A 15,240-nucleotide genomic window follows, 5' to 3' on the forward strand; every position below is an offset into this window, starting at 1 on the left:
GGACAATTATTAGATTCTCATTGCGAAAAAGACAGTGCACCTTGCGCTATCCTAATCTCTTACTTATGCTATCTTTTCATGATCCGCTATACATAAAGGCAATGTGAACCAGAACGTCGTACCTTGACCTCGTTTACTAATTACCCCGTATTCAGCCTTATGTAATTCTAAAATCGCTTTCACGATACTAAGACCTAATCCGCTTCCTATTTTAGAGCGTACATGTGTTTTATCCACTTTATAATAACGTTCCCAGATATAAGGCAGCTGTTCTTTTTCAATCCCTTCACCATGATCCATCACTTCAATGCGTACTCGATCTTTTTCAATGAGCTGACGGACATATATCTTATGATCATCTCCACAATAATTAATGGCATTGTTTATCAGATTATATATCACCTGATTAATTTTAATGATATCTGCTTTAACAAAAACCGGTTTATCATACTGAAACTGAATTGTAAAATCTTTATTTGTCAGCAGTTTATCATATCGGGCGATAATATGTTCAATTTCTTCTGTTATATTAAAGCTACTGCTATTAATTTCTTGAGCACCGGCTTGTAACTTAGATAAATCCAACATATCATTTACTAAATTGGTCAGCCTTTTCGTTTCGTCAATGATAATCTGCACATTTTCTGCCGTATTTTCACCAGGAATATCTCGCATAACTTCACCATAACCACTAATCATTGTCAGCGGCGTTCGCAAATCATGACTCATATTTGCGATTAATTCCCTGCGCAAGCTTTCAACCTTTGACAGCTCTTTCGCCGCATAATTCAAGGTGTTGCTGAGCTCTTCAATTTCCAGATAGCCTTTCCCCTTAAAAGCTACATCATATCGTCCTTTCGCAAGTATCTTGGCGCCATCATTGATTTCAATAATCGGCGTAGCTATTTTACGAGATAAATACATCGCTAAAAGCGACGCGATTAGAATGAGAATTACGGCAATGATAAGAAACTGTGTCTGAATCGTTTCGATGGTGGCATTCACTGGTGTCAGCTGTGCATTGACCACAATGGTTTTTATACTTTTATCTGCCTGCATGACTACACTGATATATGTCATCATTTGGGCATTTTTATTAGATGGTAATAGCTTTCGAAGCTTTTTCTCATCATAAGGTGTATTTAAGATACTATGATAGCGATCCGTTAGTTCTACTTCTTCTTTGAAATTAAAATCCTCTTTATTCGCAGATTCTTCTAATAAAGTAGAAGCAGTACCATCATGTTCCTTCGCCTCTTTTTGTAGCTTAGCAATGATATCCATGTGCTTTTTCATGCTAAACTCGGTAATGCCACAGCGAGGATCTCCTTTTCCACTACTGGAATATAATGGTGTTTCATTTTCATTCTCATAAACAATGACACAGAATTCATTTTCTTTGATAATCGCATCAATTTCATCCTTATAATTCTCATTATTTATTACCTGATTGATATCACTTGCAGCATCTTTTACGGAACGTGATTTGATCAACACATAAAATTTTTCTAAGAAAAAAACCTGAAAAAGCCACAGTACCAAAATGATGATGGCAATAAAGACTAGTAAACTGCCGAAAATTTTCCATTTGATACTGGTATCTTTTCTATTGTTTGCCTTCAAAACGATAACCTACCCCACGTAAGGTAACGATTGTAGAACTATAAATTCCCAGGCTTTTTCTTAATAATTTAATATGTGTATCTAACGTGCGATCGTCACCGTAAAAATCATATCCCCATACATCATGAATCAGCTGTTCTCTTGTTAAGGCAATGCCTTCATTACGCACCATGTAAAACAGCAGAACATATTCCTTAGGCGACATTTCGCTTTCTTTCTCATTTATGAATACCTTTCTGGCTGTAAAATCGATACGTAAGCCTTCATATTCATACACGTCCTTATGTTTTTTATCCTCTTCTCCATGAACTCTTTTTAAAATCGCATTGACGCGCATCATCAGCTCTTTCGGTGAAAAAGGTTTAACGACATAATCATCAATCCCTGTTTCAAAACCATGAATACGATCATACTCTTCTCCACGCGCGGAAAGCATAATAACCGGAGTAGAAGCCTCTTCACGTATCTTTTTCACTGCTGAAAATCCATCGAGATTAGGCATCATGATATCCATGATAATCAAATCAAACTGATCTTTTCGACATTTCTCAATCGCGTCCATGCCATCCACTGCCTCAGCGATTTCATATCCTTCAAATTCCCCATATTTCCGAATGATGTTACGTATTTGCGCTTCATCATCAACGACCAACAGCTTGCTCATGTTATCACCTCTATGTTCATTATAACGTGTTTTTGACGTTGCTGTGTGAATGTTTCATGAATTTCTTACGTTATACAAGTGATAATGAAAGCAAAGGATCATGGATCCTATTCCTCCATAAAATACCAATAAGTCAGTTTCTCAGAAGTTTTCATACCGGCTTTCTTTTGCATCTGTAAGCTGATGATATTGTCTTCAACAATTTCGCCATAAGGAATACGTCCCTTTAACATTTGTGATTGTACTGCCCGTTGTAATAATGCGGTTGCAATACCTTTTCTTTGATATTCTTGCTTTACTTCTAATAGACCAATACTTTCTTCTTCATGCACACCAATAAAGCCACAAAGGATTTCTTTATCAAAGACAGCAAACATGTCATCATTTAGACATTCTTTTATATATTCCACTGTTGCCAAAGAAGGCATGGAGTGCTTATATAAAGCAATAATTTCTGGTATATATGCTTCTGTCAGCGTTTGCATGGTAAAACCATGAGGAAGCTTAACTTGCGGTAATGTTTTTTCGATATAAGCACTGTGATAACAACGTAGTTCACAGGTGATATGGTATTGTTGTTGAATAAAACGATCGGTATACATATCATGTGCCACCAAAATAGCAAAAGAGGAAGGAAGATGTGCTACAACAGCTTTTGCACTTGCTTCATTCTCGGCAGCACAATATAACATATGTGATTTCGGACTCTCTACTAATAATCCATGGCTATCTTCATAATAAATCTTACCTTTCTTTCGTCGACATTCTAACATATCGGCATATAAGATACGATCTTCAAGCTTCATGCATCTAACCTCCTTTTTCCTATGAAATTAAAACCATAGTTCTTTTATACTATCTTTTGATATAGGATATGACATCATTTATTTACCTGTTTTCTGAATAGTGCTTTCCTTTATCCGTTGGCACACCATAACGAATAAAAAAGTGTCTTCTCACTTAAGCTTCCTACTCAAGAATAGATAAATTAGAAGTAAATCATCATATCGTTTTTGAAATAATGGTAACCCTTTTTTACCTAAGGTGAGTATGGACTTCGCTTCGTGATAAGACACGCATTCCTTTAGCTTAAGCCATGGAACTCTTTATATAAATCGTTCTTAGAAAGACCTCTTTCTTTCGCGACTCTTTTTATTGCTTCATTGGTCGTTAAACCACCATCAATATATGTTTTGATCTGATCGTGGACCAAAGGCATTGCCTGATCTTCACCGGGGTCTTTTTCTTCTTTGCTGCCTTCGATAATGACAACCATTTCCCCTTTTAATTCCTCGACAACCTCCAGCAATTCCTCAATCGTGCCACGTAAGAACTCTTCATGCTTCTTCGTTAATTCTCTTGCCAGACACATTTGACGATTCCCCAACACCTCTTTACAGCTTTCCAGCATTTTACGAATACGGTGGGGAGCTTCATAAAAGACAAGGGTGAAAGGATAATACTTCAAATCATGCAGTTCCCGAATACGTTCTTTTTCGGATGCCTTCAAAAAGCCGTAAAACAAGAAATGCTGTGTATCTAAGCCACTGCATACCAAAGCATTTAACATAGCATTGCTGCCGGAAACAGGAATAACACTATAACCTGCTTCAATCACCATCTTACATACGATACTGCCAGGATCAGAGATCAAAGGATAACCTGCATCTGAAACAATTGCAATGGAATTCCCCTGATCTAGCAAATCCACTAACCCCTTAGCACTTTGCAGTTCATTATGCTGATGATGAGAAAGCAGTCTGGTCTTAATACCAAAATGTGTCAATAGTTTCATCGTATTGCGGGTATCCTCAGCTGCTATGACATCAACGCTTGCTAAGATAGAAATGGCTCTTGGTGTCATTTCTTCAAGATTTCCGATAGGCGTAGCCACCAAATATAATGCCGGTTTCTTTTGTTCAAAGCTTTTTTGTCTGTTCATGTTTGTCACCTACCGATCAGAAAAATCAATGTCCGGCCAAAGTTCTTGGAAGGATAAAAATTGTACATCTTCCTTATTTTCAATTTTTACCTGTTGTAGTAAAACATTCATACTGGTAATACGATAACGACTGCCTTTATATTCTATCTGGCTGTTCATTTTAGGCAGCCCTTCTCTTAATTTTTTATATTGTCCATCTTCATATTTTAAACAGCACATCAATTTTCCACATTGGCCGCTTAATTTCTGAATATTCAATGCCAATAACTGATTTTTTGCCATATTGATAGATACAACATCAAAATCATTAAGAAACCGTGAGCAACAAGTTTCCATACCGCACATACCCAAACCACCGATAATTTTTGATTTATTACGAGGTCCGATCTGTCGCAATTCAATACGGCATTTGAAAATACTAGCTAGATCCTTTAATAATTCACGGAAATCTACGCGTTCATCGGCTACATAAACAAAAATGATCTTACTGCAATCTAACGTATATTCAGCTTCAATTAAATTCATATCCAAGCCTAACTTAGCAATACATTCATTGCAGATTTCCATCGCTTTTTTTGCCTTTTCTGCATTGATTTCTACTTGTTTTAAGTCTTTCTCCGTAGCTTTACGCAAAATTGGTTTAATTTCCATACCGTTTGGTATGAACGTCTCTGTTTCCTTTACAATCTTTCCTAATTCCTGTCCGCGAATCGTTTCAACGACAACATCATCACCAACATGGTAGTTATTATCGTTACATCCAAAAGAATAGACCTTCTTTGATTCTGAAAAAGATACAAAGGCCAAATATTTATATGTACGATTTACGTGTTCTCCATGTTCTTTGCGATGATTATCATAATGATTTTGATTGTGTGCTTCTTTTTTATCCTGTCGTGCATCATTGTTCTTATGATTGTCATGATACGTGTTTCGCCCGTTTTGTTTATGCTCATTTTTTGCGTTATTCGTTTTATTTTGTGTATTCTGATTCATCGTGTCACCTCTTTCATTTCATATAACAATTGATCTATCAGCATCTGCAGATTTACAGAGCGTAAAAGCATATCCTTTCCACGCATCAATATCTGCATGATTTTTATGATATCCATATCTTTCTGCTGCATGGTTTCCAGCTGTTTTTTATACCACATATCTTGACATGCACTTTCTTTTTTCATGCATTCCTTAAAAAACAGCAGCAACATATCTAATACATATTGCAAAGCCTGTTTCCCATATTTTTTTTGTTTTGCCGGGAAACCCTCCAACTGCAAGAACAATAAGGCTTGATAGCAAGATTTCTGATACCGTTCCAACATTCCTTTAAATACATATACAGCATGTTGGTAATCTTCACTTTCTACCGCCTCAAGAATACTTTGTTTCTGATGCAAGATATGAGATAACAAATAGGCATCTAATTCTGCTATTTCTGCTCTGACCTCTTGATAGCAACTAAAAAATCCCGGTGCTGTAAAAGGTATATTCTGACAGCGTGAAATGATGGTTGGCAGCACTCGATCCATTTGTTCAACAATCAAGATTGCTGTCATATCATTCGTTGGCTCTTCCAAGAATTTCAATAGAGAGTTTAACGCATCTGGAGTGGCATTTTCTGCATGATCAAGAATATAAATTTTCTTACCGGTTGTTTCTAAACCGGTTTTATTAAATTCCTTCTGCAGTTTTACGATATCTTCTTTTTTAATCGAAGTCGTTGTCCCATCAATATATTTTAAATCCGCAAATTCATTTGCCGCTATACGTTTACAGGTATCACAGCACTCACATGCAAAACCATGCGTAGAACATACCAAACTTTGTGCAAGCAGATAAGCTGCCTCTTTCTTCATTGTCCCAGCAGGCCCGGAAAACATATAGGCATGCGCAAGCTTATCAAGTTCGAGTGCATGCTTTAAGGTTGTATAAACAACCGGCTGTTGTTCTTTTAATAGTTCCTTAATCATGAGCGTTTATAATCTCCAACAGACACTCTATCGTTGCCTTTAACACATCCTCAATGGATTTGGTCGCATCTATCACGTGCATGCGTTCATGAAACATTTCCCGTATGGTATCATAGCCTTCTGAAACCATCTGATGAAATTTCATACTTTCATTGTCCAGACGATCCTTTTCTCCTCTTGTTTCAATACGGGAAAGTCCTGTATGCAAATCAACATGAAGAAATATAGTGGCATCTGGCAAATGTCCTTCTATCGCAAATTCATTAATTTTATACACTTCTTCGATACCTATTCCACGGGCAATTCCTTGATATACCAATGAACTGTCCACAAATCGGTCGCAGAGTACAATTTGATGTTTTGCCAAGGCTGGCAGAACTTTTTCTACCAGATGTTGTCTGCGGCTAGCGGCATATAATAATGCCTCACAACGCGCATCCATGGCTGTATTTTTAGGATCAAGTATCACATGACGGATTTGTTCAGCAATATCAATCCCTCCCGGTTCTCTTGTATAAACGACCGGATACCCCATATCCAATAACTTTTCATAAGCCATCTTTGATATTGTAGTCTTTCCACTGCCATCATTTCCTTCAAATGTAATAAATAATCCTTTTTTCATCATTAAAACACTCCTTAACCAATCTTCTTTATTATAGCATATTCGCTATATCTATGCATGAAATTTCATGGATTCGCAACACCAAAGAAGAAACTTGCTAATTAAAAAAACATAATATACCTTACATATAGATCCCATATAAAAGTTTTAATTAAGGAAGGAACCTTATGTATCGCATAAATGGTTTATTCAGCAGTAAAAAAAGTGCCGTATTTCTTTTTTAAACAAGAGAAAAACTGCATAATCTGTATAACTCTGCATACGCTATGTATAGGGAAAATCTTTTCCCTTTCATATACAGGTATGTCACATACCACGTTGAGGATAGCAACCGCTATCCTTTTCGTTTGTTAAATGCTATAATTACTACGTAATCAGAGGTGAGATTCATGGATAAAAAGAAATTATCAGCAATTCAAAGAGATTTGCCAAAAGATGTGGTCTTAATTGCTGTCAGCAAGACACATACAAAAGAAGAGATTGATGAAGCTTATGCGAGTGGATGTCGGATATTTGGTGAGAATAAAGTTCAGGAAATTAAGGAAAAATATGATCCTAACTACCATTGGCATATGATTGGCCATTTACAGCGCAATAAAGTAAAAGATGTTGTGCCTTTGGTAGATATGATTCAAAGCCTGGATAGTCTGCGTTTAGCTGAAGAAATTGAAAAACAGTGTGCGAAGATTGAAAAGGTGATGCCTGTCTTAGTCGAAGTCAATATAGCAAGAGAAGCAAATAAGACTGGTATATTATTAGAAGAATGCTTATCCTTCGTAAAACAATGCATGAGCTTTCCTCATTTGGATGTGCAAGGTTTGATGTGTGTTGGTCCTATGAATGGTACTACTGCCGATATAGAAGCTTGTTTTGAAAAAATGCAAGTTTTATATCATACATTGCAAAATGAATATGGTGCAGAGCGCATCCGTTATTTATCAATGGGAATGAGTCAAGACTATGCCTTGGCATTAAAACATGGTTCTAATATGATACGTTTAGGTACGATCATCTTCGGACAGCGTAATTATAACAAATAAAGCATGTGTCGAAAAAACGCAAAACACCGCGAAACAACTAAAAAACCGTCGAATATATTACGCCAGTTAGCTATTTATAATAAATAGTTTCATAAATATATTGCATTTCTGGTGAATTATTTTTACAATAGTATTGCTGGTATACCAGCACTATCCTATATGTCATAGACAAAGACCATTAACCTTGACATAGGGGGGGAAGGGAACCATTACGTTCCCTTTTTTTATATTGGTCGCTATATATTTATATCTGCTTTCTTTGCCTGGCGCATAAGCTCACGAACACTCAGATGATAGTATTTCCCATCCTTTCTGAAATTGGTAGAACATTGCCGAAATTCAAAATGTGTCTGTGTTTCCAAGCACTGTTTTCGGATATCTAAGACCCAGTCATAATCCATAACACGTCCTTGAACATCCGATTCACCACCAACAACTAGCAGTTCTACATTTTGCAAATAAGGTTTTATTTTTATCGGCGATAATAATGGCTGACAGATGATATTGCGATGCACAATCGGCAAGGCAGTAAATATGGGCAGGCGAATATCTGCCTGTTTCTGATTTTCAATGGTGCAGCCGATAATAACATTGGGATAACCTTCCTGCCAATCCTTAGGAAGACAATTAGCTAAACGTTCGATGCGTTTTGTTAAAAAAAGGAAAGTCAAATCTTGACGTTCTTTCATCATATTCCAACATTCCCATCGCCATTCGTCACAATCTTCTAAAAGAAAATCAGAACGAAAACAAACATATACCAATTGATTGGATTTCATCTTATATTCACCATTCTTTTTCTTTTCAATCGGTGCGTAAAAACGTTTTGTCTTTACAATCTCATTCGTATCGATACCACGTTTTGCATCTCCTTTATGTATATAACAATGCTTACACCCTTCACTATAGCGATGACAGCCACGCCATGGATCCCATATTGTCATATGACCACCTCTTTTCTTCATCATTATAACATAAAGAAAACCAGACCTAAGTGATTTGTACCCTTCATACTGAATGATTCAGAATGCTAGGTACATATCAAAATAGCCTGGTTACTTTTTTAATAGTTGTTTTATGGCATAAGAAGCAATTGCTAAACCAGCAGCGGATGGTACAAAAGGCGAACTGGCCGGTGGCATCTTTTGTTTACGCGTAATTCCATCTTCATAAATTACCTTTGTCTGCACGGTAGGCTGCTCACTTGACCATACCACCGGAATCTTTCCTCTGATATGATGTTTCCTTACCAAACTGCGCATAATCTTTGCAACCGGATCATAACTTGTCTTCATCAGATCACAAATGGTCACACACGTAGGATCCATGCGATTGGCCATTCCCATGCTAGAGATAAAAGGAATGTTATGTTGCAGACAATATTGTATCAAAGCCAGTTTTGAAGACATGGTATCAATTGCATCAACCACAAAATCGACAGGTTCTATAAACACTTCCTCATTTTTTGTTGCATCATAGAAAAGATCCTGTGTGATAACCTCACAATCGTTGCGATAGCTTTCAATACGCTTTTTCATCACCTTCGTTTTAGATTGACCGATGGTCGCAAAAGTTGCATGTATTTGACGATTCAGATTACTTGGCGCAACCGTATCTCCATCTACTAGTATCAATTTGCCTATTCCACTTCGAGCGAGCGCTTCTGCAGCATAGGAACCGACACCGCCAACACCAACGATCAATACACTGGCCTGTTTCAATTTTATAATATTATCTTCACCAATCAACAGTTCCATACGTTGTAATGGTGTCTCTACTGGTGAAGCCATGACTCAACATCCTTCCTTAATTGTTCTTGATAAGAAGCATCTGCTATATCATACCAATGCACCTTCATCTGATTGCGAAACCAAGTGTATTGACGTTTCGCAAAGTTACGTGAGTTTTTCTTGATTTGTTCTATGCAAGCTTCTTTTGGACACTGCTTTTCAAAATAAGCTTTCCATTCTTTATAGCCGATTCCCTGAAAACTTTGTAATTGCCAAACATTCTCATGTGTCGTTACTAATTCGTTAATTTCTTCAAACAATCCTTCTTCCATCATCTGATCGACACGTTGATTGATACGTTCATATAATGCATCTCTTTCCATTGTCAAACCAATGATGAAGGCATCATAGACCGGTTTATGATCTTGACAGGCAATGACCTCACTCTTTTTTATACCATCATGTGCCATACTTAATGCCCTGATTATACGTTGGCGATTATTATGATGAATGTTTTCACATGCCTTAGTATCAACGATTTTCAGCAAGCTCCATAATTCGTCATTACTGCGTTTTTTTAGATAGGTTAAAAATTCCGTATCCTCTTTCTGATCTAAAAACTGATAATCGTAGATAACAGATTTCACATACAAACCGGTACCTCCTACAATCATCGCAAGTTTCTTTTTCGCATTGATTGCATGTATATAGTCTCTCGCCTTTTGTTGAAAAATCTTCACATTATATTCTTCATCAAAATGATATTCATCTACAAGATAATGTGGGATTCCCTGTTTTTCATCCTCTTTGATTTTCGCTGTTCCTATGCTCATTTCCTGATAAATCTGCATAGAATCGCCACTGATGATTTCTCCATCATATTGCTTAGCCAGCTGAATGCTTAAGTTTGTCTTCCCTACACCGGTCGGTCCGACGATTACTAATACCTTTTCCATAATCAACCTCTTTCAAAGTCATGAATCAAATCTTTTTCTTCCATACATATCAATGTCGGTCTTCCATGTGGACAATGGAATGGTTGTTCACATTTGCCCAAATCTTCTATGACACGGTTCATTTCTTCCATTGTCAGACTGCGATTAAATCGAATGGAGCTATGACATGCCATCGTTGCGATAGCGTGCTTCCTTAGTTTTTCCAAACTTAACGCTTTATCTCTTTCCCAAATATCAATCATATCTTGTAAAAAAGCTGCTTCCTCAACATCCTTCATCCAAACAGGCAATTCACGACAGACAAGTGTCTTCTCTCCAAAGGATTCCAGATGAATACCAAGTTGTTCCATGACCTTATTCAGATCTTCTAACTGCATGATTGCAGATACACTTGCCTCAATTGTTATCGGCAACAACAAAGGTTGTGCATCATTTTGTCCGGCTAAGATGGACTCTCGAATTACTTCATAGTGGTAACGTTCCTGTGCCGCATGTTGATCAATAATGTATAACCCTTTTTCTCCTTCGGCAATGATATAGCAGTTATGGAATTGACCGATGACACGCAGTTGGGGAAGGCTTGGATTCCGTGGTTTTTTATGAATCAAATCGGATTGTTCCATTGTTTGTACTTGCTTTTTAGGTACTTCCAATTTGCTTGTTTCCATATGGGGATGAAATGCCTGCTCTACGTTTGCTGTAGATGGTGTAAGCATTTCTTGTTCCTTTACTTGTTCTTTTTCTTCATTCCCTGGCTGTTGTTTGATACCTACGTTATGTGTTTGCTTTTGTTTCGTATCGACGGCATCTCTTATTTTATAAATTGTTTCTGTTTCTTTTGTCTCTGTGATACATTCTCTTTTTATCGGTTGTGGATATTTGATATGCGCTTCTTCTTTTGACTTTTCTATATCCACCTTTAACTGTTCCATATTTAATGGTGGTACATCCTTAGGATTCGCAAAGCTTTCATTCACTTCATCATGAAGCTTTTTCACCTTATCATCACGTTCATATGTTAATTGCATTTCAGGCATTTCTACTTTAATTTTCTTTTCCCGATTTACATTGACCTTCGGTACTTGCAGATGTTCCTTTAATGCATTACTTATCGTTTCATACACTAGTTTTTCCAATTGTTTTTCTTTTGATAAGCGAATCTCCCATTTACTTGGATGCACATTCACATCGACTAATTGAGCATCCATTTCCATATTGATAATGGCAATAGGATAACGTTCCTTAGGAAGATAAGGCGCATACGCATCCATCACTGCTTTTTGTAAATGATAATTACGGATCATTCGCCCATTGATATACAATAACATATAATATTTGGTTGCTCGATTGAAATTAGGCTGCATGATAAAACCGCCAATATGATAATCCATATCATTGCCATCTAAAGCAATCGCTGTCTTTGCGCTATCTCTGCCATAAATCTGCATCAACACCTCAAGTAAGCTGCCATTCCCTCTTGTTTTAAATACCGTTCTTCCATCATGTGATAAAACAAAACCAATTTCCGGATGTGATAAAGCAAACTTCTGAACGACATCCGAGATCAAAGAAAATTCATATTGCGGACTTTTTAAATGCTTAAAACGTGCCGGTGTCTTTTGAAATAGGTTTTTTACCTCAATCATCGTTCCTTTTGGTGTACCACATGGCTTTGCACTTACTAACGTACCATAATTGATTTCCACTTCCGTAGCGTCTGTCCCATTGTTCGTTCGCAAGATCACATGAGATACAGAAGCGATAGAAGGCAGCGCCTCGCCACGAAATCCCATCGTATGTATATTCCATAAATCATTTACTTCTTTCAGTTTACTAGTCGCATGGCGTTCAAAAGCTAATGTGGCATCTTCCGCATCCATTCCGATACCGTCATCAATGATGGTAATCGTATCTATACCACCTTGTAAAATTTGTATTTCCACATGACTTGCGGATGCATCAATACAGTTTTCTACCAATTCTTTTACAATTCCCATAGGACGTTCTACAACTTCACCAGCCGCAATCATATTTGATAAATGTTCATCCAAGCGATTAATCTTTCCCATATATCCTCACCTCCTGTTTTTGATAAACGTATTGTTCTTTATTTCATCTTTTGTTTTAATTCATATAACAGCTGCATAGCTTCTATCGGTGTCATCTTATTTAAATCTATTTTATCCAATTGTTCGATAATTTCTACATGTTTCGGATTTTCTTTTTCAATCACATGCGGTCCGACGATGTTTTGTATAGGATTATCATTCAATTCCAAATTATCAAGAATCTGTTGTGCACGATCCAACACACTACCTGGCAGATGTGCCAATCTGGCAACATTGATACCATACGATTTATCAGCTTTACCTTCTATGACGCGATACAAGAACGTCACCTTTTCATCCTCTTCATGAACATCGACATGAACGTTCAAAATACCCGGATTACGTTCTTCCATCTGTGTCAATTCATGATAATGTGTTGAGAATAAAGTCTTCGCTTTGATATTGCGTAAAATATATTCAATCATCGCCTGTGCCAATGCCATACCATCATAAGTAGAAGTACCGCGCCCTATCTCATCAAATAGAATTAATGAATTCGCACTTGCATGCTTTAAGGCATTATTGGCTTCCATCATTTCTACCATAAAGGTTGATTGTCCTGACATGATATCATCACTTGCCCCAATACGTGTGAAAATCTGATCAAAGATTGGCAATTCCGCTTTGCGCGCAGGCACGTAACAACCTATTTGTGCCATAATCACAAGTAAAGCCGTTTGCCGCATGTAGGTAGATTTACCGCCCATGTTCGGTCCTGTAATGATCATGATATCCTGATCCTCTTGCATCTTAAGATCATTAGAAACATAACGTGTTGTTTTCATGATCTTATCCAAGATGGGATGTCGTGCCTCTTCCATATAAACCGTATGCTCTTTATGAAAATGAGGTCGGGTATAACCATTTTCACTTGAAATTTCTGCTAAGGCATACAACGCATCAATGGTACTTAACGCAATTGCTAAATCATGTAATTTAGGAAGATATACACGTATTTTGTCTAATAAATTTTCAAACAATTCATTTTCCAGGCGAATACTTCTTTCCTGTGCATGAACGATTGCATCTTCTTGTTCCTTCAATTCTTGTGTGATAAAACGTTCCGCATTTGCCAGTGTCTGTTTTCGCACATAACCAAATTCTTCTTTTATTTGTGAAAGATTCGTTTTCGTCACTTCGATATAATAGCCAAACACTCGATTATAGCCGATTTTCAATGATTTAACTCCGGTGCGCTCCCGCTCCTTATTTTCTAATGCTAAAATCCAATTCTTTCCATTCTTACCGATTTCTCTTACCTGATCAAGTTCTTCATGATAGCCCTCTACGAAGACACCTCCATCTTTTAATGTAACCGGTGGATTTTCCACGATAGCACCATCTATTACCTCATATAATTCCTGACAGACATCAATTGTTTGAAATTCGCTATAAGCATTACAATCTTTGAATAGATCAAAAATCATCGGAGCATGTTCCAGTGTTTTAATCAAACGTAAAATATCACGAGGATTGGCACTTCCATAAGCTACTCTTGCGCTTAATCGCTCCATATCATATACAAAGCTTAAATGTTCTTTCAGCTCATCTTTCGTAATAAAATTATCATTTAAATATTCAATAGCATCTAAACGTTTATTGATCATTTTCGTATCAACAAGTGGATACTCAATCCATTTTTTTAACAAGCGGGACCCCATAGAACTGCGACATTTATCTAAGAAGCTCCATAAAGTCAATGATTTAGAATTGTTGCGAATACTTGCCGTTAATTCTAAGTTTTGCTTAGTATTGTAATCCATTTGTAAAAATTCATTTTCATAAACCTGTTCAACATGATTCAGATGAGCCATATTACGGCGTTGTGTTTCATCTAAATAATTCGTAAGTATACCAAATGCATGGCGTATTCGATCATCTTCAATATCACTGATAAGATGTTCATATGCTTCCTTGATGGCTGCATCTTGATAATAAGAAATTGTTATCCGATCCATATCTTCGATCATTTTTACAATTTTCTTATCGAACTTTTCTTCAATGACAATTTCTGCCACATTATTACCAAGCAGTACTTTCTGAATTGCCATCACCTGCTTATCAATCAACTGTGCGCGCATTTCTCCTGTCGTCATCTCACATAGAACGACCGCTAAGCCAAATTGATAATCATGCAATGACGCAATATAAACAGTTGCTTTTTCATCATTCACTTCATCCATGATCGTCCCAGGAGTAACAATTTTAAGAATATCACGTTTTACTAAGCCTTTTGCTGTAGCGGGATTTTCCATCTGTTCCACGATAGCAACTTTATACCCTTTTTGGATCAAGCGCTGAATGTAGCCATTCGCTGCATGATGCGGAATACCACACATTGGCACTCTTTCTTCCACACCGGCATTTTTGCCTGTTAACACAAGATCTAATTCCTGACTTGCTATTTTTGCATCGTCAAAAAACATTTCATAAAAATCACCTAAACGGTAAAAAATAATTTCATCCTTATGTTTCTCTTTTAACTCTAAATATTGTGTCATCATCGGTGTATAGGTATTCTTTTTTGTCATAAAATCAACTCCTGCTCTCGTTTCTATATTATATCAAAAATGAAGGTTGCT

13 protein-coding genes are annotated in these 15,240 nt (G+C 36.9%); 1 reads left to right on the top strand and 12 read right to left on the bottom strand.

Annotation, left to right across the window (positions count from 1 at the left end):
- Positions 1-63 precede the first annotated feature (63 nt).
- From EDD61_RS03385 to tmk, 7 genes are all read right to left on the bottom strand, one after another.
- Positions 64-1,623, bottom strand: coding sequence for a HAMP domain-containing sensor histidine kinase (locus EDD61_RS03385; RefSeq protein WP_132224013.1), 1,560 nt, complete (start codon positions 1,621-1,623; stop codon positions 64-66).
- A complete protein-coding gene (locus tag EDD61_RS03390; RefSeq protein WP_008690884.1) occupies positions 1,607-2,287 on the bottom strand; it encodes a response regulator transcription factor in 681 nt (226 codons plus the stop codon). The genes EDD61_RS03385 and EDD61_RS03390 overlap by 17 nt, the downstream gene beginning before the upstream one ends.
- A gap of 107 nt (positions 2,288-2,394) precedes the next feature.
- The gene (locus tag EDD61_RS03395) at positions 2,395-3,093 is read right to left on the bottom strand and encodes a GNAT family N-acetyltransferase (protein WP_132224015.1); all 699 of its coding nucleotides are present in this window, start codon (positions 3,091-3,093) and stop codon (positions 2,395-2,397) included.
- A gap of 278 nt (positions 3,094-3,371) precedes the next feature.
- Entirely contained in the window at positions 3,372-4,229 is an 858-nt protein-coding gene (gene rsmI, locus EDD61_RS03400) for a 16S rRNA (cytidine(1402)-2'-O)-methyltransferase (RefSeq protein WP_008690881.1), read from the bottom strand.
- A gap of 9 nt (positions 4,230-4,238) precedes the next feature.
- On the bottom strand, positions 4,239-5,225 hold the full coding sequence (ricT, locus tag EDD61_RS03405; protein ID WP_008690880.1) for a regulatory iron-sulfur-containing complex subunit RicT: 987 nt from the start codon (positions 5,223-5,225) through the stop codon (positions 4,239-4,241).
- Positions 5,222-6,199 carry a DNA polymerase III subunit delta gene (locus tag EDD61_RS03410; RefSeq protein WP_008690879.1) on the bottom strand — a complete coding sequence of 326 codons (978 nt, stop codon included), beginning with the start codon at positions 6,197-6,199 and terminating at the stop codon, positions 5,222-5,224. The genes ricT and EDD61_RS03410 overlap by 4 nt, the downstream gene beginning before the upstream one ends.
- A complete protein-coding gene (gene tmk / locus EDD61_RS03415) occupies positions 6,192-6,827 on the bottom strand; it encodes a dTMP kinase (protein ID WP_008977892.1) in 636 nt (211 codons plus the stop codon). The genes EDD61_RS03410 and tmk overlap by 8 nt, the downstream gene beginning before the upstream one ends.
- A gap of 386 nt (positions 6,828-7,213) precedes the next feature.
- On the opposite strand from tmk, the gene EDD61_RS03420 reads away from it, so the two are divergent.
- Positions 7,214-7,864 (top strand): YggS family pyridoxal phosphate-dependent enzyme, encoded by a 651-nt coding sequence (locus EDD61_RS03420; protein WP_008690201.1) that lies wholly within the window; start codon positions 7,214-7,216, stop codon positions 7,862-7,864.
- Positions 7,865-8,100: 236 nt separating this feature from the next.
- Here EDD61_RS03420 and EDD61_RS03425 read toward each other — a convergent pair whose 3' ends face one another.
- The 5 genes from EDD61_RS03425 to mutS all read right to left on the bottom strand — a co-directional run bounded on the left by EDD61_RS03425 (position 8,101) and on the right by mutS (position 15,189).
- Complete coding sequence (locus tag EDD61_RS03425; RefSeq protein WP_132224017.1) at positions 8,101-8,808, bottom strand: DUF5131 family protein; 708 nt, start codon at positions 8,806-8,808, stop codon at positions 8,101-8,103.
- 111 nt (positions 8,809-8,919) lie between these two features.
- Positions 8,920-9,654 (bottom strand): tRNA threonylcarbamoyladenosine dehydratase, encoded by a 735-nt coding sequence (locus EDD61_RS03430; protein WP_132224019.1) that lies wholly within the window; start codon positions 9,652-9,654, stop codon positions 8,920-8,922.
- On the bottom strand, positions 9,639-10,550 hold the full coding sequence (gene miaA / locus EDD61_RS03435; protein ID WP_008690207.1) for a tRNA (adenosine(37)-N6)-dimethylallyltransferase MiaA: 912 nt from the start codon (positions 10,548-10,550) through the stop codon (positions 9,639-9,641). The genes EDD61_RS03430 and miaA overlap by 16 nt, the downstream gene beginning before the upstream one ends.
- Positions 10,551-10,552: 2 nt before the next feature.
- The gene (gene mutL / locus EDD61_RS03440; RefSeq protein ID WP_132224021.1) at positions 10,553-12,619 is read right to left on the bottom strand and encodes a DNA mismatch repair endonuclease MutL; all 2,067 of its coding nucleotides are present in this window, start codon (positions 12,617-12,619) and stop codon (positions 10,553-10,555) included.
- Between the two features lie 38 nt (positions 12,620-12,657).
- The gene (mutS, locus tag EDD61_RS03445) at positions 12,658-15,189 is read right to left on the bottom strand and encodes a DNA mismatch repair protein MutS (RefSeq protein ID WP_119957547.1); all 2,532 of its coding nucleotides are present in this window, start codon (positions 15,187-15,189) and stop codon (positions 12,658-12,660) included.
- Between the last annotated feature and the right edge of the window lie 51 nt (positions 15,190-15,240).

Origin of the sequence: Longicatena caecimuris, assembly GCF_004341945.1 — a bacterium.
In the GTDB taxonomy this organism is placed as follows: domain Bacteria; phylum Bacillota_I; class Bacilli_A; order Erysipelotrichales; family Erysipelotrichaceae; genus Longicatena; species Longicatena caecimuris.

What these genes read in the sequence shown, in the direction of transcription:
- EDD61_RS03390 (WP_008690884.1), bottom strand. Translation starts at nt 2,287, where the DNA reads ATGAGCAAGCTGTTGGTCGTTGATGATGAAGCGCAAATACGTAACATC.
- EDD61_RS03395 (WP_132224015.1), bottom strand. Translation starts at nt 3,093, where the DNA reads ATGAAGCTTGAAGATCGTATCTTATATGCCGATATGTTAGAATGTCGA.
- rsmI (WP_008690881.1), bottom strand. Translation starts at nt 4,229, where the DNA reads ATGAACAGACAAAAAAGCTTTGAACAAAAGAAACCGGCATTATATTTG.
- ricT (WP_008690880.1), bottom strand. Translation starts at nt 5,225, where the DNA reads ATGAATCAGAATACACAAAATAAAACGAATAACGCAAAAAATGAGCAT.
- EDD61_RS03410 (WP_008690879.1), bottom strand. Translation starts at nt 6,199, where the DNA reads ATGATTAAGGAACTATTAAAAGAACAACAGCCGGTTGTTTATACAACC.
- tmk (WP_008977892.1), bottom strand. Translation starts at nt 6,827, where the DNA reads ATGATGAAAAAAGGATTATTTATTACATTTGAAGGAAATGATGGCAGT.
- EDD61_RS03420 (WP_008690201.1), top strand. Translation starts at nt 7,214, where the DNA reads ATGGATAAAAAGAAATTATCAGCAATTCAAAGAGATTTGCCAAAAGAT.
- EDD61_RS03425 (WP_132224017.1), bottom strand. Translation starts at nt 8,808, where the DNA reads ATGACAATATGGGATCCATGGCGTGGCTGTCATCGCTATAGTGAAGGG.
- EDD61_RS03430 (WP_132224019.1), bottom strand. Translation starts at nt 9,654, where the DNA reads ATGGCTTCACCAGTAGAGACACCATTACAACGTATGGAACTGTTGATT.
- miaA (WP_008690207.1), bottom strand. Translation starts at nt 10,550, where the DNA reads ATGGAAAAGGTATTAGTAATCGTCGGACCGACCGGTGTAGGGAAGACA.
- mutL (WP_132224021.1), bottom strand. Translation starts at nt 12,619, where the DNA reads ATGGGAAAGATTAATCGCTTGGATGAACATTTATCAAATATGATTGCG.
- mutS (WP_119957547.1), bottom strand. Translation starts at nt 15,189, where the DNA reads ATGACAAAAAAGAATACCTATACACCGATGATGACACAATATTTAGAG.